Annotated in this window: 25 protein-coding genes and 1 tRNA gene; 9 read left to right on the top strand and 17 right to left on the bottom strand. The window is 53.6% G+C overall.

Annotated features, from left to right (window positions below; genetic code table 11):
• Positions 1-8 precede the first annotated feature (8 nt).
• Genes apaG through BS29_RS10565 form a run of 3 tightly spaced genes read left to right on the top strand, consistent with a single transcriptional unit; the run spans position 9 to position 1734 of the window.
• Entirely contained in the window at positions 9-407 is a 399-nt protein-coding gene (apaG, locus tag BS29_RS10575; RefSeq protein WP_229956856.1) for a Co2+/Mg2+ efflux protein ApaG, read from the top strand.
• The gene (locus tag BS29_RS10570) at positions 404-1198 is read left to right on the top strand and encodes a LysR family transcriptional regulator (RefSeq protein WP_229953620.1); all 795 of its coding nucleotides are present in this window, start codon (positions 404-406) and stop codon (positions 1196-1198) included. The genes apaG and BS29_RS10570 overlap by 4 nt, the downstream gene beginning before the upstream one ends.
• On the top strand, positions 1150-1734 hold the full coding sequence (locus BS29_RS10565) for a GNAT family N-acetyltransferase (RefSeq protein WP_229953619.1): 585 nt from the start codon (positions 1150-1152) through the stop codon (positions 1732-1734). The genes BS29_RS10570 and BS29_RS10565 overlap by 49 nt, the downstream gene beginning before the upstream one ends.
• A 2-nt stretch (positions 1735-1736) precedes the next feature.
• Here BS29_RS10565 and BS29_RS10560 read toward each other — a convergent pair whose 3' ends face one another.
• From BS29_RS10560 to BS29_RS10550, 3 genes are all read right to left on the bottom strand, one after another.
• Entirely contained in the window at positions 1737-2963 is a 1227-nt protein-coding gene (locus BS29_RS10560) for a serine hydrolase (protein ID WP_229953618.1), read from the bottom strand.
• A gap of 82 nt (positions 2964-3045) precedes the next feature.
• Positions 3046-5046, bottom strand: a complete 2001-nt coding sequence (parE, locus tag BS29_RS10555; protein ID WP_229953617.1) for a DNA topoisomerase IV subunit B — start codon at positions 5044-5046, stop codon at positions 3046-3048.
• Between the two features lie 92 nt (positions 5047-5138).
• Positions 5139-5813, bottom strand: coding sequence for a GcrA family cell cycle regulator (locus tag BS29_RS10550; RefSeq protein ID WP_229953616.1), 675 nt, complete (start codon positions 5811-5813; stop codon positions 5139-5141).
• Between the two features lie 128 nt (positions 5814-5941).
• On the opposite strand from BS29_RS10550, the gene BS29_RS10545 reads away from it, so the two are divergent.
• The gene (locus BS29_RS10545; RefSeq protein ID WP_229953615.1) at positions 5942-6799 is read left to right on the top strand and encodes an ABC transporter permease; all 858 of its coding nucleotides are present in this window, start codon (positions 5942-5944) and stop codon (positions 6797-6799) included.
• Positions 6800-6813: 14 nt separating this feature from the next.
• Here the strand turns inward: BS29_RS10545 and hspQ are convergent, their stop codons facing one another.
• A complete protein-coding gene (gene hspQ, locus BS29_RS10540; RefSeq protein WP_229953614.1) occupies positions 6814-7194 on the bottom strand; it encodes a heat shock protein HspQ in 381 nt (126 codons plus the stop codon).
• Positions 7195-7354: 160 nt separating this feature from the next.
• On the opposite strand from hspQ, the gene BS29_RS10535 reads away from it, so the two are divergent.
• Positions 7355-7444 (top strand) — tRNA-Ser (locus BS29_RS10535).
• Positions 7445-7753: 309 nt separating this feature from the next.
• Here BS29_RS10535 and BS29_RS10530 read toward each other — a convergent pair.
• The gene (locus tag BS29_RS10530) at positions 7754-8677 is read right to left on the bottom strand and encodes a DUF1521 domain-containing protein (protein WP_229953613.1); all 924 of its coding nucleotides are present in this window, start codon (positions 8675-8677) and stop codon (positions 7754-7756) included.
• Positions 8678-8872: 195 nt separating this feature from the next.
• On the opposite strand from BS29_RS10530, the gene BS29_RS10525 reads away from it, so the two are divergent.
• Both BS29_RS10525 and BS29_RS10520 read left to right on the top strand, forming a co-directional pair.
• A complete protein-coding gene (locus tag BS29_RS10525; protein WP_229953612.1) occupies positions 8873-9337 on the top strand; it encodes a hypothetical protein in 465 nt (154 codons plus the stop codon).
• Positions 9334-9759, top strand: a complete 426-nt coding sequence (locus tag BS29_RS10520) for a helix-turn-helix domain-containing protein (protein ID WP_229953611.1) — start codon at positions 9334-9336, stop codon at positions 9757-9759. Before BS29_RS10525 ends, BS29_RS10520 begins: the two co-directional genes overlap by 4 nt.
• A gap of 6 nt (positions 9760-9765) precedes the next feature.
• On the opposite strand, the gene BS29_RS10515 is transcribed toward BS29_RS10520, so the two are convergent.
• The gene (locus tag BS29_RS10515; protein ID WP_229953610.1) at positions 9766-10668 is read right to left on the bottom strand and encodes a DUF1521 domain-containing protein; all 903 of its coding nucleotides are present in this window, start codon (positions 10666-10668) and stop codon (positions 9766-9768) included.
• 233 nt (positions 10669-10901) lie between these two features.
• Between BS29_RS10515 and BS29_RS10510 the strand changes: the two genes are divergently transcribed.
• A complete protein-coding gene (locus BS29_RS10510) occupies positions 10902-11522 on the top strand; it encodes a hypothetical protein (protein ID WP_229953609.1) in 621 nt (206 codons plus the stop codon).
• A gap of 171 nt (positions 11523-11693) precedes the next feature.
• On the top strand, positions 11694-12590 hold the full coding sequence (locus tag BS29_RS10505) for a DUF6683 family protein (RefSeq protein WP_229953608.1): 897 nt from the start codon (positions 11694-11696) through the stop codon (positions 12588-12590).
• A 20-nt stretch (positions 12591-12610) separates the two neighbouring features.
• Here BS29_RS10505 and BS29_RS10500 read toward each other — a convergent pair whose 3' ends face one another.
• The 11 genes from BS29_RS10500 to BS29_RS10450 are packed head-to-tail and all read right to left on the bottom strand — an operon-like array spanning position 12611 to position 22901.
• Positions 12611-13273 carry a hypothetical protein gene (locus BS29_RS10500; RefSeq protein ID WP_229953607.1) on the bottom strand — a complete coding sequence of 221 codons (663 nt, stop codon included), beginning with the start codon at positions 13271-13273 and terminating at the stop codon, positions 12611-12613.
• Positions 13270-13725, bottom strand: a complete 456-nt coding sequence (locus BS29_RS10495) for a hypothetical protein (protein ID WP_229953606.1) — start codon at positions 13723-13725, stop codon at positions 13270-13272. Before BS29_RS10495 ends, BS29_RS10500 begins: the two co-directional genes overlap by 4 nt.
• Positions 13718-15076 (bottom strand): FliI/YscN family ATPase, encoded by a 1359-nt coding sequence (locus BS29_RS10490; RefSeq protein WP_229953605.1) that lies wholly within the window; start codon positions 15074-15076, stop codon positions 13718-13720. The genes BS29_RS10495 and BS29_RS10490 overlap by 8 nt, the downstream gene beginning before the upstream one ends.
• Positions 15076-15687: a FliH/SctL family protein gene (locus BS29_RS10485; protein WP_229953604.1), complete on the bottom strand. Its 612-nt coding sequence runs from the start codon at positions 15685-15687 to the stop codon at positions 15076-15078. Before BS29_RS10485 ends, BS29_RS10490 begins: the two co-directional genes overlap by 1 nt.
• Entirely contained in the window at positions 15687-16295 is a 609-nt protein-coding gene (locus BS29_RS10480; RefSeq protein WP_229953603.1) for a hypothetical protein, read from the bottom strand. Before BS29_RS10480 ends, BS29_RS10485 begins: the two co-directional genes overlap by 1 nt.
• Positions 16273-17061, bottom strand: a complete 789-nt coding sequence (gene sctJ / locus BS29_RS10475; protein ID WP_229953602.1) for a type III secretion system inner membrane ring lipoprotein SctJ — start codon at positions 17059-17061, stop codon at positions 16273-16275. Before sctJ ends, BS29_RS10480 begins: the two co-directional genes overlap by 23 nt.
• 4 nt (positions 17062-17065) lie before the next feature.
• Positions 17066-17497, bottom strand: a complete 432-nt coding sequence (locus BS29_RS10470) for a hypothetical protein (protein WP_229953601.1) — start codon at positions 17495-17497, stop codon at positions 17066-17068.
• Positions 17498-17499: 2 nt separating this feature from the next.
• The gene (locus BS29_RS10465) at positions 17500-17796 is read right to left on the bottom strand and encodes a hypothetical protein (protein WP_229953600.1); all 297 of its coding nucleotides are present in this window, start codon (positions 17794-17796) and stop codon (positions 17500-17502) included.
• Positions 17789-19126 (bottom strand): hypothetical protein, encoded by a 1338-nt coding sequence (locus BS29_RS10460; protein ID WP_229953599.1) that lies wholly within the window; start codon positions 19124-19126, stop codon positions 17789-17791. Before BS29_RS10460 ends, BS29_RS10465 begins: the two co-directional genes overlap by 8 nt.
• Positions 19123-20913, bottom strand: coding sequence for a type III secretion system outer membrane ring subunit SctC (gene sctC / locus BS29_RS10455; RefSeq protein WP_229953598.1), 1791 nt, complete (start codon positions 20911-20913; stop codon positions 19123-19125). Before sctC ends, BS29_RS10460 begins: the two co-directional genes overlap by 4 nt.
• A 5-nt stretch (positions 20914-20918) precedes the next feature.
• Positions 20919-22901, bottom strand: a complete 1983-nt coding sequence (locus BS29_RS10450) for a flagellar biosynthesis protein FlhA (protein ID WP_229953597.1) — start codon at positions 22899-22901, stop codon at positions 20919-20921.
• Position 22902 lies beyond the last annotated feature (1 nt).

Raw genomic sequence — 22902 nt, 5'->3', positions numbered from 1 at the left:
AATTGATGATGCAGGCATTCTTCCCATTTTCAGAAACAACCGACGGTGTGACTGTTCGGGTATCAGTAACTTTCTTGCCGGAACAGTCTGACATAGACGGGTTACGTTGGTTCTGGGCTTATCACATACGCATTGAGAATGAACGGGATAGCGCAGTTCAATTATTGACGCGGCATTGGCGAATTTCGGACGCTCGGGGTGCCTTGCACCGGGTTGATGGTGATGGCGTAATTGGCGAACAACCGATCATTCAACCAGGCAAATCACATGATTACGTCTCGGGATGCCCGCTCAACACGCCGAGCGGCGCCATGGCCGGACATTTCATGTTTGTTGGTGCGGAGCCGGATGCCTTTGAAGTGCGAATTCCCCATTTCCCTCTCACAGCGCCTACTGTCGAGCAATGAAGCGCACCCATTTGCCGCTTAACGGGCTGCGCGTGCTCGATGCTGCGGCACGGCATCTCAGTTTTACCCGTGCTGCCGATGAGCTGGCTGTGACACCAGCTGCGGTGGGGCAACAGATCAGAGCGTTGGAAGATATGCTAGGCGTAGTCATGTTCCGGCGGACACCAAAAGGGTTGGAACTTACCGATGAAGCGGCTGCCGGCTTGGATGCCTTGCGTTCCGGGTTTTTGGAGTTTGAAGATGCCGTGCGGGCTATGCAAGCGGGGCAGTCGTCGCATAAGCTAACCATTGCAGCGCCGCGCGATCTCACCACAAAATGGTTGAACGAGAGGCTGGCAGCCTTTTCTGCTGATAATAAGGATGTGAGCTTCGCCCTTGTCGCCTCTGAGGGTGGTGCGGATTTCACAGAAGCGAATCTGGATATCGCAATTGGGTTGACCGACGGTCCAGGCGAGAATGAAGGCGTAATCATCGGCGATACGATGTTCGTAAAAATTACTGCTCCTGGGGGCGGAGCTGGACAGAAAATCGATTGGCCAGGCTGTCCGATCTCCGAAGGAGAAGAGACGTTAATGCGCGTGGCGGATGGGGGACTTGCGATCGAGGCTGCTGCTAATGGCTTTGGGCATGCCTGGGTGCCGAAAATGCTTGTGCAAAAAGACATCAAGGCAGGGCGCGTTGAAGTAATTGGCGAAGATAGCAAATCGTCGCGCGGCTACTGGCTGGTTGCACCACTCCCGCAATGGCGGCAGAAAAAGGTCAAAGCGCTGGTTGCCGCGCTGACGGCGTGACCTTTCCGATTTTGAAGACGGAGCGGCTGTGTTTACGGCCTTTGCGCATCGATGATGCTGATACTCTTCATCCAGTTTTTGCGGACGAAGAGCTTATGCGTTGGTGGTCAAGTGGGCCGCACAAAACTGTTGCGGAAACGCGGGAATATATTGCTCAAAATTGCGAAGGTACCCGCTGGCAAACATGGGCGATAACCACGATCGAAGATGATACTGCCTTGGGGTGGGTTGTCTTTGTTGCTTCTGAAGATCAAAAAAATGTTCGAGAAATTGGCTATATTCTGAACGGTGCCGCTTGGGGAAAAGGGCTAGCACGCGAGGCTGTTGCCCGGGTGATTGCATATGGTTTTGACGAACTCGGCCTCAGGCGGATTTATGCGGATGTTGACCCGGAGAATTCAACCTCGATCAAGTTGCTGGAAATTCTCGGTTTTCATCAGGAGGCACATTTGCGTCAGGCGTGGGAAACGCATGTTGGCGTTCGAGACAGCCTGATCTTTGGGCTCTTGCGAGATGAGTGGCAGAGCGTTGATTAAATCTAACGCGATGCAATTAGATTTGGCAACCGATTGAAGATCAACGTAAATTTGTCATTATCAACCGGCGCTTTACTGTTGTTCCAGCTGCCCGAGATAGCATAAGTCTTGCCTGATTTGGATTTTGTCAAAAAGGCAAATGATATCACACCCGGTTCTGATCCGCCTTTACCGCCAATGTAATTCCAGCGTAGCGCATCGCCTGGCGGAATGATGGAATTAACCTTGATGATATCAAGCACCACGGGGTCATTTGTCTTGAGGATATGATTTAGTAAATTCGAAATATCAGTGGGTGAAGCAAACCATTCGATCGTGTCGATATGAACCGGTTCATTGGCAAGATTTGCAATCGAAACGGAATCAATGCCCAACCGTGCCTGCTCGTCAGCGAGTAGCTGCTTTTGCTCGGTTTCGGATGCCTTAATATAGCGCTGTCTTAGATCACTGTTGCTCGGCATTTTTAGGGCAAACATCTCCAGCGTTTTGAGCATGGGTGCGGTCTTGTCCGGCTGCGTATGACCAGTGCGTCGCATCATCTCATCTACTTTGTCACGCCCGACTACATCAATCAGGATATCGGTCGCGCTATTGTCGCTGATCGATATCATCATGGTAGCAAGCGTCTGCAAAGTAAGCGGTGTGCCATTCGGCCAGTCTTGTAAGACGCCAGAGGGCAGGGATTTCCTGTTCAATGGGGTAACATCGCTCCACTGCCGTTCACCAGCTTTTATGCTACGTGACAATTCCGCTAGCACGTAGATTTTGAAGGTTGAACCAATTGCTAGTTGTTCGCTGGAATTAAGCTCCACAATCGTCTGTGGTTTGTCGCCTGACAAATCCGCGACCTGAAATCCTGAAAGACCGGAAAGAGCAGCGATTTCATCTGCTATTTTCCCGATATTATCATCCTTCATATTCGCGCCGGTGATTAACAAACCGACGACCGGGTAGGGGGCGTTGCTGTCCAGTACCATCCGCATGGCAAGAACGGCCTTGGTATAAGTAATTTCAACTGTACCATCTGTGTTGCTAGCTGGAATGATCCGACTGACGCTCAGCGGTTCGCCATATTGCGTGTTGAGCTGGTTCACAAGATCACGAAATTGCGCCAATGGCACGGCATCCAGAAAAGAGCTTGCGAAAAAGCTTTCTTCCTTCTGTGAGCCTTTGAGGATTTCGAGGAGATCGGCTGCCCGATCGCGATATTCAGAAGAAACAGCAGTCATTTGTTCCGCCCTTGCCGGAGAGGGAACCCCTAAAACCGAGATAATGGCAAATGCTGCTAAAAGCCAGATCCCAATGATCCGGTTAGGCATCAATGGATTCCTCATCTAGGCTGGCAGCATTTTGTTGGATGAAATTGAACCGATGTTCGGGATTTTTACCCATGAGCCGATCAACAAGATCCTTCACAACGGCTCGGTTTTCATATTCCTGGGGCAAGGTCACACGGTATAGAGAACGTGTATCAGGATCCATTGTGGTCTCTTTAAGTTGACCGGGGTTCATTTCACCGAGACCTTTGAACCGGCTAACATCAACTTTCTTGCCCTTAAACGGCCCATTTTCGATTTCGGCTCGTGCTTCATCGTCCTGTGCATAGAGGCTCTTACCGCCAGCGGTCAGGCGGTAGAGTGGTGGCCGGGCGAGGAACAGGTGCCCTTGACGGACCAATTCTGGCATTTCCTGAAAAAAGTAGGTCATGAGCAGCGTCGCAATATGAGCGCCATCCACATCCGCATCAGTCATGATTATTACACGCTCATAGCGCAGATTGTCGGGATCGCAGTCTTTGCGCGTGCCGCAGCCTAATGCCAGTGTCAGGTCGGCAATTTCGGAATTTGCAAAAATCTTGGCACTATTGGCCGAAGCTACATTGAGGATCTTACCGCGGATGGGCAGGATTGCCTGCGTTTTCCGGTCGCGAGCCTGTTTGGCCGAGCCACCAGCACTGTCACCCTCGACAATGAACAATTCCGTACCCTCTGGGTCATTGCCGGAACAATCAGTGAGCTTGCCCGGCAAGCGAACTTTGCGACCGCTTGTGGCCGTTTTGCGTTTCACTTCACGCTCAGCCTTGCGCTTCAGCCGCTCTTCCATGCGCTCCATGACAAAGCCAAGGAGCGCTTTGCCCCGATCCATATTGTCTGTCAGGAAATGATCAAAATGATCGCGTAAAGCATTCTCGACATATTTTGCCGCTTCTGGAGACGTCAGCCGGTCTTTGGTCTGACTTTGAAATTGCGGGTCACGGATAAAGACAGAAAGCATCATCTCTCCGCCCGATATTATATCATCCGCCGTCAGTTGAGATGCCTTTTTGACCTGCACCAACTCTCCAAAGGCTCGCAAACCCTTCACCAATGCGTTTCGTAGCCCTGTCTCATGGGTGCCGCCATTGGGTGTCGGGATAGTATTGCAATACCAGCTATAGCTGCCGTCCGTCCAAATCGGCCAGGTAATGGCCCATTCGACACGTCCAGCGCTATCGGGAAATTCCTGATTCCCTGCAAAAAAGTCTGTGGTGACACATTCACGGCCGCTCAGTTGTTCCCGCAAATGGTCAGACAGGCCGCCAGGAAATTGAAATACTGCTTCAGCTGGTACATCATCGCTGGCCTGTTCTGGATCGCATTTCCAGCGGATTTCGACGCCTGCGTAAAGATACGCTTTGGAGCGCGCCATTTTGAACAGGCGTGCAGGCTTGAATTTGTTGCCTTCGCCAAAAATTTCTGTGTCAGGAATGAAGGATATAGTGGTTCCGCGCCGATTGGGCGTGCTGCCAACTTCGTCCAGTTTTGACGTGGCATTTCCTTGGGAGAAGGATTGCCGGTATATGGTTTTGTTGCGGGCCACTTCCACAACAGTGTCAGACGACAGGGCGTTGACAACCGATACACCAACACCATGCAGGCCACCTGATGTTGCATAGGCTTTATCAGAAAACTTCCCGCCAGAGTGCAGGGTAGTCATGATGACCTCAAGAGCCGATTTGTCCGGGAACTTGGGGTGGGGATCTACCGGAATGCCACGACCATTATCCGTAACTGTCAGGCGATTTTCGCGATCAAGCGTAATTTCTATGCGGCTTGCATGCCCCGCCACTGCTTCGTCCATGCTATTGTCAATGACTTCGGCAGCCAAGTGATGAAGCGCGCGTTCGTCCACACCGCCAATATACATGCCGGGTCGCTTACGAACGGGTTCCAGGCCCTCCAATACCTCGATCGCAGAGGCATCATATTCACCGGATTTTGAAGCGGGAGCCGAGCCGCTGGAAGGATCAGCGCCAAAAAGATCATCAGACATAATGATCCTATAAGAGCGTCAGAGTCAGACTGGCAAGAGGCTTATGCAGCCTCTTGCCAAATGGCCTGTAAAATATTGCCTCTTTGGCTGATTTACCGGACTCTTGGACCACCAAAAGGAAGTGGCGGAGGCGCACGTCGCGCGCCGCGTGGGAGTTGTGCCTGAAACGCGCGCCCGCAATGTTCAACGCAATACGGGAAGCCCGGATTGACCTCTGCTCCACAGAAATGAAAATCGGGTTCGCCAGGGTGATTGATCGGCCAGCGACAGATTTTGTCGTTCAGGTCAAGCAGGCTGGTCTTGTCGGCCATTTCCTCGCTGGGCTTAGCCGGAACCAAACGCCGAGGCGGTGCGGGCGGGATGGGTGCTTGCTGATCACCGGGACCTTGCCGCAAGAAACCACCGGGGCCAACGGAAACAATCTTGGGGCCGTCAGGTTTTGGCATTTTTGACTGTTGTGCAGCGTGAGTCCGTGCAGCAGGCGTTGGCGGCGGCATAGCGCGGCGCGCAACATGCTCTTCTTTGGGCTTTGGTTTTTTGGTTGCCTTGGCGGCGGCCTTCTTCGGTTTTGCAGCAGGCTTGTCACCCTTGGGTGTCTTTGCCTTGGCTTTTACCGGAGATGGACGTGATTTCAGCCCGAGACGATGCGCCTTACCAATAACGGCGTTACGGCTCACGCCGCCAAGTTCTTCGGCAATCTGACTGGCTGTCAGGCCTTTTTCCCACATCTGTTTCAGGTGATCGATACGTTCGTCGGTCCACGCCATGCAAAAATCCTAACTATTCCCATACTGCGCCCAATATAGGCCTTGAAACCGTATATTCAATCATACGGTATCAGTGCCGTTATAATATGGGTTGTGATTGCTGTCTGGAGCCGATAGGCGAAAAGCCTATGTTAGACCAGCCCAAAAATAACAACTCTGATCAATCCGAATTTATTGCGCAGACCTATGCAGAACCGGGTGTCGCTGTCATTCGCGGCGTGAACTGGGGTGGCTTTCTGGCGCTTTACTGGAAAGAGGTGCGTCGTTTTTTCAAGGTGCAGCTCCAAACCGTGTGGGCTCCCTCTATTACTACACTGTTATTCTTGGTAATTTTCACCGTTGCCCTGGGCAGGGGAGATCGCACCGTATTGGGCGTGCCGTTTGCCGATTTCATTGCGCCAGGACTGATTTGCATGGGCATGATCCAAAATGCTTTCGCGAACAGCAGCTTTTCACTTTTAGTCGGAAAAATTCAGGGCACGATTGTTGATTATCTGATGCCACCGCTTTCAGTGGGAGAATTGTTGGCCGGCTTGGTGGCCGCGGCCATTACACGCGCAGTGTTGGTAGGATTTGCAGTCTGGCTAGCCATGGCGCTTTGGCCGGGAGTAAATGTTGGCGTCGATCACTGGTGGGCGGTTATTTGGTTTGGTTTCATGGGATCGGCAATGTTGGCCCTTTTGGGCGTTCTAACATCGATCTGGGCAGAGAAATTTGATCATGCGGCTGCGGTGACGAATTTTATCGTGGCTCCAGCGGCCTTGTTATCAGGTACTTTCTATTCGATAGACCGCCTCGCACCCGCATTTCAGGCGGTGAGTCATGCCAATCCATTCTTCTATGCTATTTCGGGATTCCGTTATGGCTTTCTGGGGGAAGCCGATTCTCCGGTATTGGTTGGTTCCGTGGTTCTGCTTGGCATTAACATAGCTCTCACTACCCTGTGCTATATTTTGCTGAAAAAGGGTTGGAAGATAAAGTCTTAGCTTGAGATGCCGGTCTAGTGCCGGTGAATCCGGTGCAACTTGTATTTGCCGCCATCTACCGCTTTGAACATGCGTCCAACCTCGGGATGCATAACTGGCTCTCCACTGTCATCCTCCAGCAGATTTTGCTGGCTGACATAAGCAATGTAGCTGCTGTCCGCATTTTCCGCCAAAAGATGATAAAAAGGCTGGTCTTTAGAGGGCTGCAAATCCTTGGGTATGGCATCATACCATTCATCACTATTCGCAAATACCGGGTCGATATCATAGATCACACCACGAAAATCAAAGATGCGGTGCCGAACCACGTCACCAATCGCAAAGTTCGCATTCAATACCGATGGTGTATCCTTGGGTAGCGGATTGGTGGAAGCAAGATGTTTGGTTTGAACCATATGTGCAATTTAATCAGTTACCAGACATATGCAAGCGATCGCCATTGAAGGATATGGCGGTTTCTCGCTTGGCAAATCGCAGATCATAGTTTAAGCGCGCCGCACATTCGATGCTTGTGGTCTTAAAGGCCACGGTTTCCAAGGCAAAGTGCCAGAGTGCGGAGAGGTGCCAGAGTGGTCGAATGGGGCGGTCTCGAAAACCGTTGTGCGAGCGATCGTACCCAGGGTTCGAATCCCTGTCTCTCCGCCAGCTTTTTGAAAATTATTAAAATATAACAGTTATTTATATTTAAGATAAGAACTTATACCCATATTAAAACGATAGCAGTTTGTTCAAGCTTCGCAGTGATCTGACGGCAATAAGCGGCCACTAAAATAGCAATGTCGAGCTGACTGAAATTGGACCGGAATCGGATAGTCTGCTTGTGGCTACCTTGGGTGTGAAAGCGGACGTTGGAGATCAAACAAAAAATTGAGCTCTATTATCTCTTTTTACCTAGTGCAGATACTGAAGCGATATCTTCATGATCTAGAAATGAATCATAGAAGATCGTTGATACTACATATCAAATCTTTGCGGCATCAAACGGGAAAGCTCAGTCTGGATCATCTCTTCAGCGAGCAGATTGAAGAGCATTCCCGAGATCAGGAAAGTGCCAAGAAAACCGCTGAGTTCACCGAGGCTTGGCAGTTCGCTACCAGGACCATATTCGCGGCCCGGGCGGGTTGCATTCAGGTCTTGTTGGGTGGCCAGCTCACCGGTCAGTTCGGAATTCCAACCCGCACCGCTATCATTTTCATGCAAGACATAACCGTCGCGATGCGCGGCATCGACGGCATAGCCGTTGTTCGACATGCTGACTTGTAAATCGCCTAATTGATTTTGGCTGATCCCGTCGACGACCAGTGCGTTGGACCCTTTTGTCACGACAACCTGGCTGGCGACATACATATTGGGATTGCCTTTCCACTGTTCGGTATTGATTGTGATCTTGGTGCCATTTTCCAAGGTGAAGGTAGTGGTGCCCCAAAAGTCAAAAGCGCGCTTGCCATCTACATCGACATGCGGATCACCCCATATCCGGGTTTGCTCGCCGGTATTGGCGTTGTGAATATAAATCTCGCTGCTCTTTTCATCAAATTGCAGGGTATAGCCATCGCCTAAGTCAACGTCGGCTGTGCCCGTACCGGTCATTTGTGCTGTCCATTGTTGTTGGGGCTGAACATCCGGCATCGGGCAGGGGGTGAATGGCGGAATGCACCCGCCAGTTGCGATACTGCATCCTTGCAGGCCGGAAAAACAGCGCAGGCCCAGCATCAGCGGCAGCATTCCGCCGGCAAAGGGACCTGCATTCAAGGGATTAAAAAATTGTCCCATAATCCCTGCCGCAAAATTAAGCTGCATACCGTTGACCAGCTGCGTGGGGGTCAGCGCACTGGTAAAGGCATTAAAATTTGTCATTGCTGGATTTGCCGGGTTCATGGTCACTTCCTTCTCTTCCTATATGGCCCGCCTGTCTGTTCGAGCCCTACGTTGAAAGGTGTCATTGATCCGATGAATCGTCACTCGACATTATGCTTAGCTGAACTAGTCATTATGACTATGCCCGCGGCCGAGCAGCCGCTTTAATGTTGGCAAATGATTGTAATAGAATGAGTGAACGGTTATTCTGACACCATGAGTAACGATATTCGCACCGGTTTGAGCGGCATCAACGCTGTGCGCCTGTCCGGTCGCGGTGGCGGCAGCCGAGCGGGCGCGGCCTTGTCATCGCTGGCCGCACAGATTGCAGGTCATGTTGCCGACACGCTCAACCTAACAGCACAAGACGATCAGGATGACAATCGGCGCGGTAGGAACTTTATTACGGCTCATGATTTATACGAGATAGAAGCGCTGTCCGGTTCCTTGTCACGAGAACTGTCAGCGGACGGCGCAGAGGCGGCCCGGCTGACCGCAGCCCTACATCAATTTGCAGAACAAAGCGCCAGCTTGCTGGGTGCGCGGCCTGCTGCCTATTCGGTCGAACATCTAGTTCATGCAATCGACAACGCCGTCGAGGACAATGGCGGCCCGGAAGATTTCAACCGCGTGTTGGCGATAATTGAAAAAGCCTCTTTGGCAGTGGAGAATGCGCAATGACCAATGAGCGCCCTTCCGGTGGTATCGCCTCCTCCGCTCAGGAAAATCGCGCTGCAACGCCGGACCGCCTTGGCGCAGGCGTCGATGATATCGAACAGCTTGCGGCGCTGATCGCGCGGATCAAGGATAATGAACAAGCAACCGACGCGGCGCAAAAGGAACTGCGCATCGGCGAATTTCAGGTCGAGGGATGGCGCGTACCCCAAAGCTATATTGGACCGCTGCAAACATTATCGCGTACCGAGGCAGCGGTGATGCGCTTTTTGGGCTGGGGCCGGTCGAATGCCGATATTGCCAGCCTGCTCAACATTCATGACAACACCGTGCGGACGCATTTGAACAATGCGATTGGCAAGCTGGAGGTCGATGGTTCGCGCGGTCTGGTCGCCTTGGCCGGCCTGTTGTTTCACCCGGTGAATTGAGAGCGATCAATAGCTGCCGGTGACTGAACCGCTCCGAAGATGCGCAGCTATATCTGCATTGGTAATCTGTCTCATCGCCCCCTGCCGGTCGCAATCATCGTTAACTGGAGTTTCAATCGGGTTATAGAGTGTCCGGGTGAGCAGGCTGATATTGGCCATGGAGAGAAACCGGCAGAATAATATGCTCAGTTCGCTGAGACTGGCCAGGGACTGTTGCATACCGAAAAGTTCGCCCGGCGCGGTCAGGTCCAGATCTTCCTGCGTTGCTATTTCACCGGTATTCTGGGCGATCCAACCGGCACCATCGCTATTTTCCTTCAGAATGAAATTATCCGGTGTGTCGAGATCCACTGAAACGGCGTCTGATCTCAGGCTGACCGTCATGTCACCTTTGGTTTCTACGCCTGCACCGGAAACAATGATTGCGCGGGTGCTTTTAACGATGACCAGCCTGTCGAGAATATAGGCATTGGGGTTTAGCTCTGAAATTACAGTTTCGGCGGTCACCTTGGTTTGATTGTCCAGCACGAATGTGGTCGTGCCCCAAAACTGCAAATTTTCCATGCCATCGCTATTCACTTGCGCATTGCCCCAGATCCGGGTGGCTTCCCCGGTCATGCGATTGTCGATCAAGACTTCACCCTGATATTCATCAATGCTCAGCAGATATTGGTCATCAATGTCGATTATCACATGCCCGGTTTGCAACTGCTCTTGGCGCCACGCGAGGTCCTTCACGCCATCTGTTAAAGCGACGTCCACCACCACCGGGATCACCGCCTGGCCGACGGGAGAAAGCGGTAGTGGGTCAGCGTTAATCTGCATGGCCGTACCAGCCGGCAAATTGTCGGCCCCCGACAAATTGATCGGTGCCAACCCGGTTCCGGCAATAGTATTAATAGCATTCATAATTGAGCCCCCCGGCTTTTGCTGATGAATTCTCGATATATTTCAAGCTGGTTACATTGTCGTTCGGCAAAATGACCACCCGCCCTAAGCATTTCGATGAGGCTTTCTAAGCAAAACGCCGAGGGCGAAAAAATTCGAATCAGCGCATAACAAATTTCGACGGGACGAGGCGGTGGCTTGTTCCCGCCCAATGCACCCTTAGCCGTTAGGCAGAAATTTGAAGGAGAATGACGATGGGACTTTTTAGCGGAATTTTAGGCAGCGTAATCAACCCAATGAACCTGGCACAATTGGCCATGGGTCCAGCGGGCTGGGTATCACTTGGCCTGCGGATGGTTGGCAGCTCAATCGCGCAGCAGGTTCTGCAACAAGTTGGTCAACAACTGGGCTTGCCGCAATCATTGATCAGCATGGCACAAAATAGCTTTGCGGTTGCATCGGGCACTCAAGGCATGCCGAATAATGTCGGGGACGCCATTGCCCAGTTGACCGAAATGGTTGGCCTTTCTCCCCGTCAACAAGGCGAGCTGCAACGTCAGTCCGATAACATCGTCTCGCAAATGACCGAAAGCATGCTGGAGCGTATGCGCAATGGTGAAGATGATGAAGATGGCGGCATTAGCGGCGGCCAGTCACGGCTGGTCCGGCTGGCGCTGGCCCTCGGCAAGGTTATGGACGACAAGATGGACGACATGATCGATATTGGTGAGAAAATCGACAAGACCGACAAAACCGGTGAGCTGAGCGCACAAATGCAGGCTCTGAGCCAGGAATTGAGCCTGGTGGCCAATGCCCTGAACAATGCGATCAAGTCGATCGGCGAAGCCAACGCAAACATGGCGCGCAAAAACTAAACAGACAAATGGAAGAATTGAGGGCGGCCTTTCTCGTAAAGGTCGCCCTTTTTCGTTCCGAATATCCCGATATTCTATCAACTTACGGTGTTTGAAATACGCCATTCATAATAAATTGGTAAGGGTAACCGCACAGAGTTGCGTTTGATCCATCACCAGGAGAAGGCAGATATGAAAAAACTGGCAATTTACGGTACAACATTCGCACTCTTTACCAGCCTATCGGCGGCACATCTGTCCGCGCAAAGTTTCTCCACTCCGGTCATCCAGATTGCCCCCGATTTTGCGATGTCCAATTTGAACCGAGAGCTGCTTGACAGACGCAACGCAGAACGGCGGCAAAACCAGTTTTTCGCACCTAATGTTCAAAGCAATCCCGGCGTGGACAGATCATCTTTGCGGTTTACCTCTAGCAAGGCCCGTCAAAAACAGAATCTCCAGAAGTTCGTTGACCGCTCCAAGAAAGTTGATCCGGAAGGTGCCGCCAAGATGCAGGCGATTTTTGCGTCGGCCGATGTGATGGGCTTGATTGACAGGGCGATGGGTTCGGTCGGCCTGCAAACCAACAATGTTGCCGATGCTTACACGGCATGGTGGGTGAGCGCTTATCAGGCCAGTCGCGGTTCAACAACAACCCCTTCCCGTAAAACCTATCAGGCGGTCCGGCAGCAATCTGAGAATGCCTTGCTCGCTGTTCCTTCGCTGACCGGCGCATCTCAGGCCGAGAAACAGGAGCTTGCAGAAGCCTATCTTATTCAAGCGGCCTTGATCGATTCCAGTGTGGAAGAAGCGCAGTCCAATCCCCAATTTCTGGATGCCGTAAAAGAAGCCGTGAAACAGGGTGCAAAAAACTCCGGACTGGACCTCGATGTCATGACTTTGACAGACGAAGGTTTTCGGATGCGCGAAACGGGCGATGCGACAGATGCCAATCCACTCAAGCCCGATAGCCAGGAAGACGCCCTGGCTGCCGCATCAACAGAATCAGAGTCCAACTATGGGCTAATCGCTTTGGCCGGCGGCCTGGGACTGGCCGGGGCTTTCGGGATCGCCAGGCTGTTACGATAATATCTGGCGATAACAGGTAACTAACCAGCCTTGCCGGCAAAACCAATTTCAGCCAATTTGATTGGATGTTTTTGCAAACGATCCTGAAGCTCCCGGCGGATCAACTTGCGATCATTCAGTCCCAATGCGCCCGGTCTGGCAACCAGAAGGATCGAAACATAGCCGGTCGCGGATCGCGCCAGAACCGCGCTTTCTATCGGAAGTCCGCCGGGCAACTGCACGGTGAAGCGGCTTTGCTGACCGCGCTGCGCCTGTTCGGCTATCGCCGCCGCGATGCGATCAATCTGGGCCTGGAGTTCGACATCTATCTGACCCGCATGCACTCTGTTGGCCGCGATATCACCGCCGCCCTGAAATGGACCATGGCCCTGCGCTGCGCCGGTCCAGGCAAATAGCTCGCCTGCGCCATCCTGCGTCTTGCCTTTTTCGCCACCCTTCTGCTCTCGGTCGGCGGCGTTCTTGCTGCGCTTCTGCTCCGACCGGCTTTCATCATTGCGCTGGCCGTCATTGCGGTGCGCGGCTGGCTTGTCCGATGGGCTAAAGCGCGCATCGCGGTTTTCTTGTTGCTGCAAAGAGCGCTCGAAGCGGCTTTGGCTATGCGCTGAAAATGGCTTGCTCTTGGAGGATGGCGAAAGCGAAGGCGGCGGCACTCTGTTGGCAGAAGGATCGTGATTGATCGTCATATCATTCTCGGCCGATGGTGCAGGCTATCTTGCCGCTCTTCCGCGAGCGCATCCTCGGTTTTTCTTTCTTCGGCTTTATTGTGCTGCCGGATCACAGTCGCAAAGCCATCCTGTTTGACTTGTGATTTCAATAGAGCTTGGCCGGCCTGTTTCAGTCCTTCCTCGCACTTCTGTTCTACACTGCACATATTGTCATGGTGCACGGCGGCGTTCTGCCGTTTCCGTTCGCTGACGTTTTGCCAGATCCAGGCCTGTTCCAACGCCGGGTTGGCATAGCTTTCCTGCTTGGCCTTGTGCATTTGCGCTGTTTGATCCTGTAGGCTTTCCTCGGCTTGAGTCCGCGCGGCTTCCGCCTCAGACAAGGCGCTCCGCGCTGCTTTCAGTTCGCGCTCGCTACGCCGCAATCGCAGACCGCCAATTTTCTGCAATTGGGTCAAATTCCGATCAGGCATCGACACTCTCAGTCAGGCTACGTAGCAAAGCGTTGCTTTCCGCAGCACTGGATTTCTCGTCAATTGTCTGGCGCAGAAAGCGGTTAATCTCCTTGTTTGCCGCAAGCGCACTGTCCGCCAGTCCATCCTGACCCGGTTGATATTCGCCCATCTGGATCAGTAGTTCTATATCGGCGAGCCGTGCCAACATTGCCCGCATCCGCCGAGCCGCGTCGGCCTGGCCAGACCCGACCAGCCGTCCGGTCAATCGAGAAAGACTGTTGGGCACGTCGATGGCAGGGTAATGGCCGCTAGCAGCCAATTTCCGCGAGAGATGGATATGGCCATCCAATAACGAACGCACTTCCTCACCGATCGGGTCGCCATCCTCGTCTTCCAGCAACACGGTATATAATCCGGTAATCGCACCGGTCTGCGCGGTGCCAGCCCGTTCAAAAAGCTGCGGCAGCTCTGCGAAAATCGATGGTGGAAATCCGCGTCTGACCGGGGGTTCACCGGCAGCCAACCCAATCTCCCGATGGGCACGCGCAAAGCGGGTGATGCTGTCCATCATCAATACGACATGTTTCCCCTGATCGCGAAGGCCTTCAGCAACTGCGGTAGCTGCTTCGGCGGCGCGCACGCGCTCCATCGCCGGACGGTCTGATGTTGCTACGATTACGATCGCCTTAGCCAACCCATCAGGGCCAAGCACATCCTCAACAAATTCCCGCACTTCCCGTCCGCGCTCTCCAATCAAGGCGATTACGAAAGCATCGGCCTGTGCATGACGTGCGAGCATTCCAAGCAATGTGCTCTTGCCGCTGCCGGCCGCGGCGAAAATCCCGATCCGTTGTCCTTCACCCAAGGTCATCAGACCATCAATGGCGCGCACGCCTGTCTCGAACAGGGTGGAGATTGGTTTGCGTTCCATCGGACTGGGCGGCTCCCCGCGTAGGCCGCGCGCAGGTTGGCGGACAATCGGGCCAAGCCCATCAATCGGTTGCAAAGCTGCGTTATAAACCCGCCCTAACAAATGATCGCCATAAGGAACTTTCATCTGTCCGCCGCGCAAGATGATTTCGCTATCCGGTGCCAGGCCGCGCACCGGTCCCAAGGGTGTCAGGATGGCGCAGCCTTCACTGAAGCCAACAACTTCTGCGGCAACCATATCGCTGCTCCCCGGCGTATGAATTTCGCACAGGTCACCAATATGGGCGCGCACCCCTTTCACGCGCAGTGATGTTCCCAAAGCGCTGATCAGCTTGCCCCGCTGTTCGACGAGCGGTGCCTCTCGCAACGCCTCCAGCAAGCTGCTGCCGGTGTGCGCTCGTTCGGCCGGTTGCAGGAAAAGAGGGGCGGAGTTGGTCACTATGCTTGCTCGTCCTGCTCGGTCTTGTCCGACAAACCCCAACGGGTACCAAGCGTTTCCAGCTGCAAATCAAGGCCGCAAAGGACGGCGCCTGATCGGGTCCGAATGACACAATCATGGGTTTGCAAACCCGGATCGGCCTTGACGAGGCGTGCGGCATTTTCCGCCAAACCGGATTGGACGGCCTCGGCTAAATCAGGAGATAGGGCGATCGACTCCACATCATCCATGTCGACATTGGAAAGAGCCCGCTTGGTGATTGCGGTCATCTTATCGTCATCGGCTATCGCGCCCAGTATGTGTTCAACCGCACCAAAGGCGAGCGCAGCAAGATCCTTTTGATGCATGGCCTGATTATCGGCAATCTTGGTCGCAAGCGGAACAATCGCGGCGGCGACAAGGTCGCGCATCTCCTGTAGCGCAGCGGCCCGACCTTCAGCATAGCCTTGCTCGACAGCCGCCGCCCGATCGGCGGCGCAGCTTTGCTTGATCTGTTCTGCTTCGGCCAGCATATCCACTGCGGTTGAGATGTTCTTGGCGTCATCCTGTTTGATTATCGGTGAATCCGCGAAGAGCGCTTTGTCGGCGCTATGAAAGAGCGTGTAAGCCATCAGGTCTGTTCCCGGTCCGCTGAAATTGGAGCCTGCTGAATGAGCTGATAGGCCATATCACAGATTGCACGTGCTTCCGTTATGGTGACACCGCCGCACGGTGCGTCTCTTGTGTCGGCGCCTGTCTTGTCCGGTTGGGATGAGCGGACGACCCGATCCATCAGCGCGGAGCCGCATTGTGCAATCTCTGCCGGTGTTGGCAATGGTCGTTCAGAAGCCATGATATTTGATGTTGCCGGCCGTGTCGCTTCCATCACTTGGTCGAACAATTTTTCGCCGGTTGTCCGGGCAATGGATCGCAGCGTCAGACCGTCCAATTCCTGATCCAGTTGCGGACGATAGCATAGCAGGCCAGCGGCATAAGCCAGCTTCCCCAGATCTGCCTGTGGATCTACCGACCAGAGTGGCAAAGCAACCAGGTCTGCAAAACGCATTCCGATATCGCGATTGTGATCCGCGTTTCCACGCAACCGGTCACGAAAGCGCGCTGCGCGAGATGGCTTGGAAAGATCACCAAGCAAGCGGTGTTTCCTGGCTAGCTTCATGCGACAGGAATGGCCGCGTTCCGCCGCGTCCGCACTGGCTTCAGTTGCGTTTGTTCGAAGCATAGGCTTTTCCAGTCATCGGATCTTGATCTGAGGACAGATCGCGTGCGCTGCCGCGCCGACGCGTTTTGACGAATTGCCATGCCGCGAACAGGGTCAAACCGACCGCACCCAAAATTGCGATCCAGCGTAGCCATCCGAAGCGCGGCGACCAGGATGCTTCAACGGGACGGGCAATCGGTTTTCCGGGAACCATGACCACCGAGACTTTCTCATAGGTCAGGCCTTCAATGCTATTGGCAACCAGTGATTTGACCGATGATGTTTGATTGTCGAGATCAAAGCCGGGTCGATACTTGATAAATACCGAGGCGGAAGATGGCTTCACTTCGCGCGACAGGGGATCAGGTTCGGGTAGTGTCAAATGGACTCTGGACTGTACAACGCCATCAATTTCGCTGATCGTGCGCGACAATTCCTGTGACAGACCATAGATCAGGCGGGCCCGTTCCTCGAGTGGAGAAGAAGTAAACCCTTCCTTTTTGAACACGCTGCCCAGTGTATCATAGGTTTCTCGTGGTAGACCATTGGCCCGCAGCAATTGCACCGAACGCGCGAAATCATCCTGGGTAACAGACACTGACCAGACATTGTCTTCCATTGCCTGTTTACTCGCCGATATCCCAGATTCAGAGAGAACGGCGACAACCTCATTGGCCTGATTTTCGGACAGGTCACGATGCAGTTCCTGTTCGGAGCAGGCAGATAGCGACACCGCCAGCGCCAGCGCCACAATCCATTTTGCAAATCCCCAAACAGGCTTGATCATGCTCCTATCCTTGCTGCCGGAACAACTGCTGGACACCGTCCGCACTGCGATTGGCAATATTGGACGTCAGTTGGCACTGGAACATGAATTCCTGACACCGCATGGTGAGGTTCACGATCTCACCCGGCGTCATTGTCCCCCCGCTATCTGCTGCACTTTTTGCATAGTCGGAGACGGACTTGGCCTGCACATTGACCTTGTCCAGCGCGCCAATCATGCCGGACATTGCCTTGGGCATGCCGGTGGTCGAGGCTGTACCATTGATACTGCTGATCCGGTCCATGGCGGCATCAAATCGCGATTGCGTAGCGGCGGTAGGATTGGATGCTGCGGTGCTGTTGACATTATGGCTTTGCAGATCGACCACACGGGTCGTATTTGCCTCGCCAGCGGCGCTTGAGGCTGCCGAAGCAGCGGCTATGATTTCCGCACTCATGATTACTTCTTACGCGCCATGGTTTCGAGCGCTTTGGAAATGCTATCCAGCGATGTGTGTGAGCTTTGTGACATGAAACTCAAACGCATGGATTCTGCTGTCAGCAATGTGATCTGCGAGGGCGAATCCTCTCCTTGAGACAGCGTGTTAGCACGCATCTCAATCTCGTTTGCCTGATTGTCCAGAGCATTGCCCCAGGCATTGGCAAAAGCTTCGAACCAGTTGCTGCTGCGAGCCCGCTGGCCGCTGTTGGGCGTCGCCGCCAACTGGTTTAGATTGACATTAAAATCGCTATTCATTGTCATTTCCTTTCTGGGTTACATTCGGGTCGGTAGGCTTTTCGGTAATATCCGGGTCTTGATCGGGTCTGTTGACAGCGAGGTTCTCAACAACGGGTTTTTCCACGATGCTGCCTTCCAGTGGTTCACCGCTGGCGACAGCAATCGCCTCCTGTGCTGGCGGCGGTGCGGTCCTTATTTCTTCCACCTGTCCGGCCCGTTCAAAAGACAAAGCCCCGCCGCGCGCGCGAATAATTTTGTGACCGGTTGGCAAGGTCGCGCCTTCAAACCAGAAGGAGCCATCGGCGGTTACAAGATGTCCAGGATCGCCATCGACGTAGGTCGCCAGTCCGTATTTCTCGGAGTTGAAAAAATATTTCAGATCTTCCTGTCCGCGCGCGCCGGATAGCGCAAAACTGATCCCTGCCAGTTTCGGCAAATCTTTATTAAGCTTTTCTCGCAGTTCACTTTGGCGGTCGATCGGCAAATATTCAGAGACAATTTCAATCCTGCCAATTCCATCAGGCCTGGCTTCGGCATCCACGCCTTGGCTAGCAAGCATATCTGTCGCAGCGCGGGCGAGCCCCTGCGTCGTCTCTACGTCGACGATGGCGCCGGAAAAGCGGCGGTCGATCAATTCCTGCAATCTGGTAATTTCGGCTTCATCACGGACAATACCGCTAATCAGTATTTTGGATCCGGAAGGATCAGCACCCACCGTTATGCCTGAAAATCCAGCATTGGCGACGGCGATTTGGGCGTCATCAACGCCGTTAATCTCGCCGTCCACAATCTGTTTCAGCGGCTCAATAGCCAAGGCCAGCATCAACGCAAAGGCCGCTACCATCAGGAAGCCAGGTCCCTTCATCCAGCCTGGCAGATAGCTCATCATCGACGTCCAGCGCGAACGCGTTTGATCAGACAAGGTCGGACGTGCCGTCTCTTCACTTAGCTGCAGCGCACTATCCGCCGCACGCAGCGCAATCGCATTGGCTTCGCCCCAACGCTCCGATCCGGGTTGGCCGACAGCCACATGATATTCCCCGATCTTAATCGGTACATAGGGTGGCAGTGCGACACTTTCCCCTTGCGAAATTTCACTTCCTAGCAAGGATGCTTGGCCATTAATGATATGCGCAAGTACGTCATCACCGCGCATCGTCAGTTGCACGGATAGCCCAGCTGTTTCCCGGCCTCGCAAAACAATATCGCTATCTAGGCTATGCCCCAACATCATGGTAGTGCCAGGGACCAGATGATGTTCAGCGCCTGCCAGACGGCCGTCCAGCACCCGCAGCAATATGCAGGATGCAGAACCGGTTGCGGAAATGTCCCGCTCAAGCAAGCTCATCTGTTCCTCCGCTGCTTCTTGGTTTTGCCTTGCAATTGTTCGAGCGGAATGGGCGCGCGGCCAGAGGTGCTGGTCATCCGGCTTGGTCCACCCTGACCAACCACGCGCGGCGTGATCAAGAACAGCCGCTCTATTCGAGAACTTCCCTTTCGACGCTTCTTGAACACATTACCGACAATAGGAATATCGCCCAGCACCGGGGTTTTTGATTTGAAATCGAAAGTGCTGTCGACGGTCAATCCACCGAGCAATACACTTTCTCCTTGATTCACGATCGCCTGGCTGGTGACGCGAGACCGTTTCAGGACGGGTAAGCCATTGACGCCAGACTGCGTGGGTGAGCCATCTTCAATGTCGATTTGCAATTGGACGCGGGTTTTATCACCCTCTTTCACGATCGCTGGCGTGACCCGCAAGACAGTACCGATTTCAATACGTTCGAGCCGGCCAAAACGTCCTTCCACCTCAACATAGATTTCCTGGCTGTTGCTGAACAAAGCCGCCCGGTTATCCATGGTCGTCAGCTGTGGTCGCGACACGATGCTAAGCGCACCGCGTCGTTCGAGAGCGGTTATCCGCGCGCCGAATACATCTCCCGATCCTGTGACATATTCACCTTGCGCATTGGGGGCGCTAAAGCCCGGTACGGGATTGGCCGATACACCCCCAAACAGCACGTTTAATCCGTCGATCTGCAGATTAAAATCAATGCCGAGATCTTTTAATCGATCGATATTCAGATCAATAATCGCCGCCTCAATTTCCACCATCCGGGGCGGCAGATCGAGCGAAGAAATGATACCCTCATAGACCTTCATCGCCTGCGGTCGGTCCCGGACGATGATGGCATTTTGGGTTTGATCCACCTCGATACGCGGCCCGTTCACATCGCGAACATTGGGTGCCGGCTTTTCTTCTTCCTTAACCACAGCAGGCGGCGACACTATTTTTATTCCGCCGTCGAGAATGCCATAGTCCGACGGCGCCGGTCGGTTGAAAACATCCACGTCATCCCCGCTCGTCCGCACGGTTGCCGACGAACGTCCATCCCCCATGATCCCGCTCAAGATGCTGGCAATACCCGGATTGCGGCTTTCCCGATCACCGGTTCGGGTAAACGTGTCATTGGCCTGAGCGTAGCGAAGAAAGAATATCCGCACTTCGTAAGGACTGCGCCGAGAAGCCGGGACCATGACCTCGGACCGAACCTTATAGGGTGCAGCTGCTACCAGGGGGGAGACTATCGGCTTGTTATAGACAGCCTGGGTTACCGGCGGCGTGGCCACAGACGACATTTTGGCGCGCGATGCCATATTGCCGACCTGCTCCAAAAAGGCCGGAACGCCGGAGGCGATCACCATATCGCCGCTGGTCTTCACGCTGTTATACTGGTCTGTCAAACCCATGCGCTGGATATCGCTGACGAGTTGCGTGCCATTAACATCATCAAAATTGCGCGTCTGGATTTCGCTGGAGCTATATATCCGGACGACAGATTTGTCGTAAAATCCGACGAGATTGAAAGCGCGCGACACTTGTCCCCAGATGGCTTGGGCATTGCCCTGAAAACGGCCATTGATTTTCTGCCGCTCAACCGATGCGCTTACCTTTGCGCGCAGGCCGGTTTCCGCAAATAGCTTTTTTAGGAAATCCGACACGTCCGTGTTGCGTGCGGTTATGCTGATATTTTTAGACGGAATAGGTGGTTTTTCTGCAATAGTCGGCGCTGCTATCACCAGACATAACAAGCCGATTGCACCGCGCACAACCAAGCCGATTTTTTGCATATCCATCATTCTGCAGCTTCCAATTCATCTTGCTGTTCGATGGCTTGCGGGGCCCAGCGGAGCTCGGCGGCAATATCCAAAGGAACAGAGGGGATTAATTCGTTGAACGAGATGACCGGTAGATCGAACAGGTCGGCAGCGATCATCAGACGCAGCGGCCGGCGCAAATCACGGGCGGTTAATATCGCAGTTGCATTGGCGGCTTTGGCTTCGCTTTCAACCAGGTCGATCAGAGCGCGCATCTGCACCGGCGTAATCGCAAGGCGCATTTGCCCTTCCACTTCGGTCAACGTCGCTCGAATATTTTCTTCTGCTTCACTGCCGATCATCACCACCGGTAATCGGCCGCCTTTCAACATTGGGGAAACGATCTGCCGGCGGATGCTGGCTCGGACAACCTGCAACAGACCGGCGGCTTCGCGCTGTTCCTGTCCGGCCTCAGCAATGGCTTGCACGACATCACGCAGGTTACGCAGCGAAACTTGTTCTTCCGCCAGCATTTTAAATATCTCGGTTATCGTGCCGGTTGGCGCACCGCGCACAGCCTCTTTTACGACTTCGGGATAATCATCGCCGAGCCAGTTCAACATATCGGTCACTTCCTGCAATCCCAGGAACAGAGGCAAGTTGCGACGCAGTTCCAGACCAATCGCCGCGGCGGGCTGCGCGTCCCCGACATTGTCAAACACACCTTCTCCAAGCGGCGCACCGAAAGCGGTCAGGGACCAGAGGATATTGTCGCCAATCTCTTCATCCCCCAAAGACATTGGGATGATTTTTGCTGGCGGTAACCGGACGCCCAAAACATCTTGAATGTTCTGGATTTCGGCTTTGACGGCTCCGGACAGGTTAGAAAATTGTTCCGCATCGCGTTCTGCATCAAGGCCAGGCATTCCGATGGTCAAGCGAAGTGGATCGACGGCGGAAAGCTGTGGGCGCTCAATCAGGATTTCTCCCCCGTCATCCACCTTCGGCGTCTGGGCTATGCCAAAGCGATCCCGGATATACCGGCCGGTGTTAGGCGACAGCCAGAGACCACCGATCATCATGGCCGTCGCCAAGCCAAAGAAGACCAACGTCGGGAAGCCGGGGATCAGACCCATAAGCAAACACATGCCCGCGGCTATAAACAGCACATGCGGTTTGCCGGTCATCTGTTTCGCTATGGCTGGACCAAGATCGCGGTCGGTTGTCTCATCGGTCGTGCGCGTTACCAGTAGTCCTGCAGACATGGCAGCAAACAAGGCTGGTATTTGCGCGGCCAGACCATCACCGATTGTCAGAATCGAAAACGTCGTGACCGCTTGCCCCATCGACATGTCGAGATAAAGCGTGCCGACCGCCAACCCGCCGAGCAGATTCACGATGACGATCACTATGGAAGCAATAGCGTCGCCTTTAACAAATTTCATCGCGCCATCGAGGCTACCATGAAATTTGCTCTCTTGCTCCAGCGTATGACGTTTTGCTTTTGCCTCTTCTTTGGTCAAAATCCCTGATCTGAGGTCGCTGTCGATTGAGAGTTGCTTGCCAGGCATGGCATCAAGGCTAAAGCGCGCCGACACTTCCGCCACGCGTTCCGCGCCTTTGGATATCACGATGAACTGAACCACAGTAATGATCAGAAAGACCACCAGACCGACCACTAGATTACCGGCTGATACCATCTTGCCAAATTGCTCGACAATCTGACCGGCATTGGCATCGGTCAAAATCATCCGGGTGGTTGCAATGCTGATCGCCAGTCTGAACAATGTCGTCAGCAACAAAACCGTGGGAAATGTAGAAAAATCAAGCGGTTTGACGATGTATAGTGCGCTCAATAAAAGCAGGATACCAATGCAGATATTCGTGCCGACCAATATGTCCAGGGCCATGGGCGGCATTGGCAGAATAAGCAATGTGATCACTGCGATGACCAACAGCACCAATATCGTATCTGCGGCGCGAATGGGGATGTTGATATGAGACCGCAGCTGAGAAAGCATG

Origin of the sequence: Parasphingorhabdus litoris DSM 22379, from assembly GCF_020906275.1 — a bacterium.
Lineage (GTDB): Bacteria > Pseudomonadota > Alphaproteobacteria > Sphingomonadales > Sphingomonadaceae > Parasphingorhabdus > Parasphingorhabdus litoris.
Note: the sequence above shows the minus strand (reverse complement) of the source record. Positions and strands in the feature narration are given on the sequence as shown.

What these genes read in the sequence shown, in the direction of transcription:
- apaG (WP_229956856.1), top strand. Translation starts at nt 9, where the DNA reads ATGCAGGCATTCTTCCCATTTTCAGAAACAACCGACGGTGTGACTGTT.
- BS29_RS10570 (WP_229953620.1), top strand. Translation starts at nt 404, where the DNA reads ATGAAGCGCACCCATTTGCCGCTTAACGGGCTGCGCGTGCTCGATGCT.
- BS29_RS10565 (WP_229953619.1), top strand. Translation starts at nt 1,150, where the DNA reads ATGGCGGCAGAAAAAGGTCAAAGCGCTGGTTGCCGCGCTGACGGCGTG.
- BS29_RS10560 (WP_229953618.1), bottom strand. Translation starts at nt 2,963, where the DNA reads ATGACTGCTGTTTCTTCTGAATATCGCGATCGGGCAGCCGATCTCCTC.
- parE (WP_229953617.1), bottom strand. Translation starts at nt 5,046, where the DNA reads ATGTCTGATGATCTTTTTGGCGCTGATCCTTCCAGCGGCTCGGCTCCC.
- BS29_RS10550 (WP_229953616.1), bottom strand. Translation starts at nt 5,813, where the DNA reads ATGGCGTGGACCGACGAACGTATCGATCACCTGAAACAGATGTGGGAA.
- BS29_RS10545 (WP_229953615.1), top strand. Translation starts at nt 5,942, where the DNA reads ATGTTAGACCAGCCCAAAAATAACAACTCTGATCAATCCGAATTTATT.
- hspQ (WP_229953614.1), bottom strand. Translation starts at nt 7,194, where the DNA reads ATGGTTCAAACCAAACATCTTGCTTCCACCAATCCGCTACCCAAGGAT.
- BS29_RS10530 (WP_229953613.1), bottom strand. Translation starts at nt 8,677, where the DNA reads ATGAACCCGGCAAATCCAGCAATGACAAATTTTAATGCCTTTACCAGT.
- BS29_RS10525 (WP_229953612.1), top strand. Translation starts at nt 8,873, where the DNA reads ATGAGTAACGATATTCGCACCGGTTTGAGCGGCATCAACGCTGTGCGC.
- BS29_RS10520 (WP_229953611.1), top strand. Translation starts at nt 9,334, where the DNA reads ATGACCAATGAGCGCCCTTCCGGTGGTATCGCCTCCTCCGCTCAGGAA.
- BS29_RS10515 (WP_229953610.1), bottom strand. Translation starts at nt 10,668, where the DNA reads ATGAATGCTATTAATACTATTGCCGGAACCGGGTTGGCACCGATCAAT.
- BS29_RS10510 (WP_229953609.1), top strand. Translation starts at nt 10,902, where the DNA reads ATGGGACTTTTTAGCGGAATTTTAGGCAGCGTAATCAACCCAATGAAC.
- BS29_RS10505 (WP_229953608.1), top strand. Translation starts at nt 11,694, where the DNA reads ATGAAAAAACTGGCAATTTACGGTACAACATTCGCACTCTTTACCAGC.
- BS29_RS10500 (WP_229953607.1), bottom strand. Translation starts at nt 13,273, where the DNA reads ATGACGATCAATCACGATCCTTCTGCCAACAGAGTGCCGCCGCCTTCG.
- BS29_RS10495 (WP_229953606.1), bottom strand. Translation starts at nt 13,725, where the DNA reads ATGCCTGATCGGAATTTGACCCAATTGCAGAAAATTGGCGGTCTGCGA.
- BS29_RS10485 (WP_229953604.1), bottom strand. Translation starts at nt 15,687, where the DNA reads ATGGCTTACACGCTCTTTCATAGCGCCGACAAAGCGCTCTTCGCGGAT.
- BS29_RS10480 (WP_229953603.1), bottom strand. Translation starts at nt 16,295, where the DNA reads ATGCTTCGAACAAACGCAACTGAAGCCAGTGCGGACGCGGCGGAACGC.
- sctJ (WP_229953602.1), bottom strand. Translation starts at nt 17,061, where the DNA reads ATGATCAAGCCTGTTTGGGGATTTGCAAAATGGATTGTGGCGCTGGCG.
- BS29_RS10470 (WP_229953601.1), bottom strand. Translation starts at nt 17,497, where the DNA reads ATGAGTGCGGAAATCATAGCCGCTGCTTCGGCAGCCTCAAGCGCCGCT.
- BS29_RS10465 (WP_229953600.1), bottom strand. Translation starts at nt 17,796, where the DNA reads ATGAATAGCGATTTTAATGTCAATCTAAACCAGTTGGCGGCGACGCCC.
- BS29_RS10460 (WP_229953599.1), bottom strand. Translation starts at nt 19,126, where the DNA reads ATGAGCTTGCTTGAGCGGGACATTTCCGCAACCGGTTCTGCATCCTGC.
- sctC (WP_229953598.1), bottom strand. Translation starts at nt 20,913, where the DNA reads ATGCAAAAAATCGGCTTGGTTGTGCGCGGTGCAATCGGCTTGTTATGT.
- BS29_RS10450 (WP_229953597.1), bottom strand. Translation starts at nt 22,901, where the DNA reads ATGCTTTCTCAGCTGCGGTCTCATATCAACATCCCCATTCGCGCCGCA.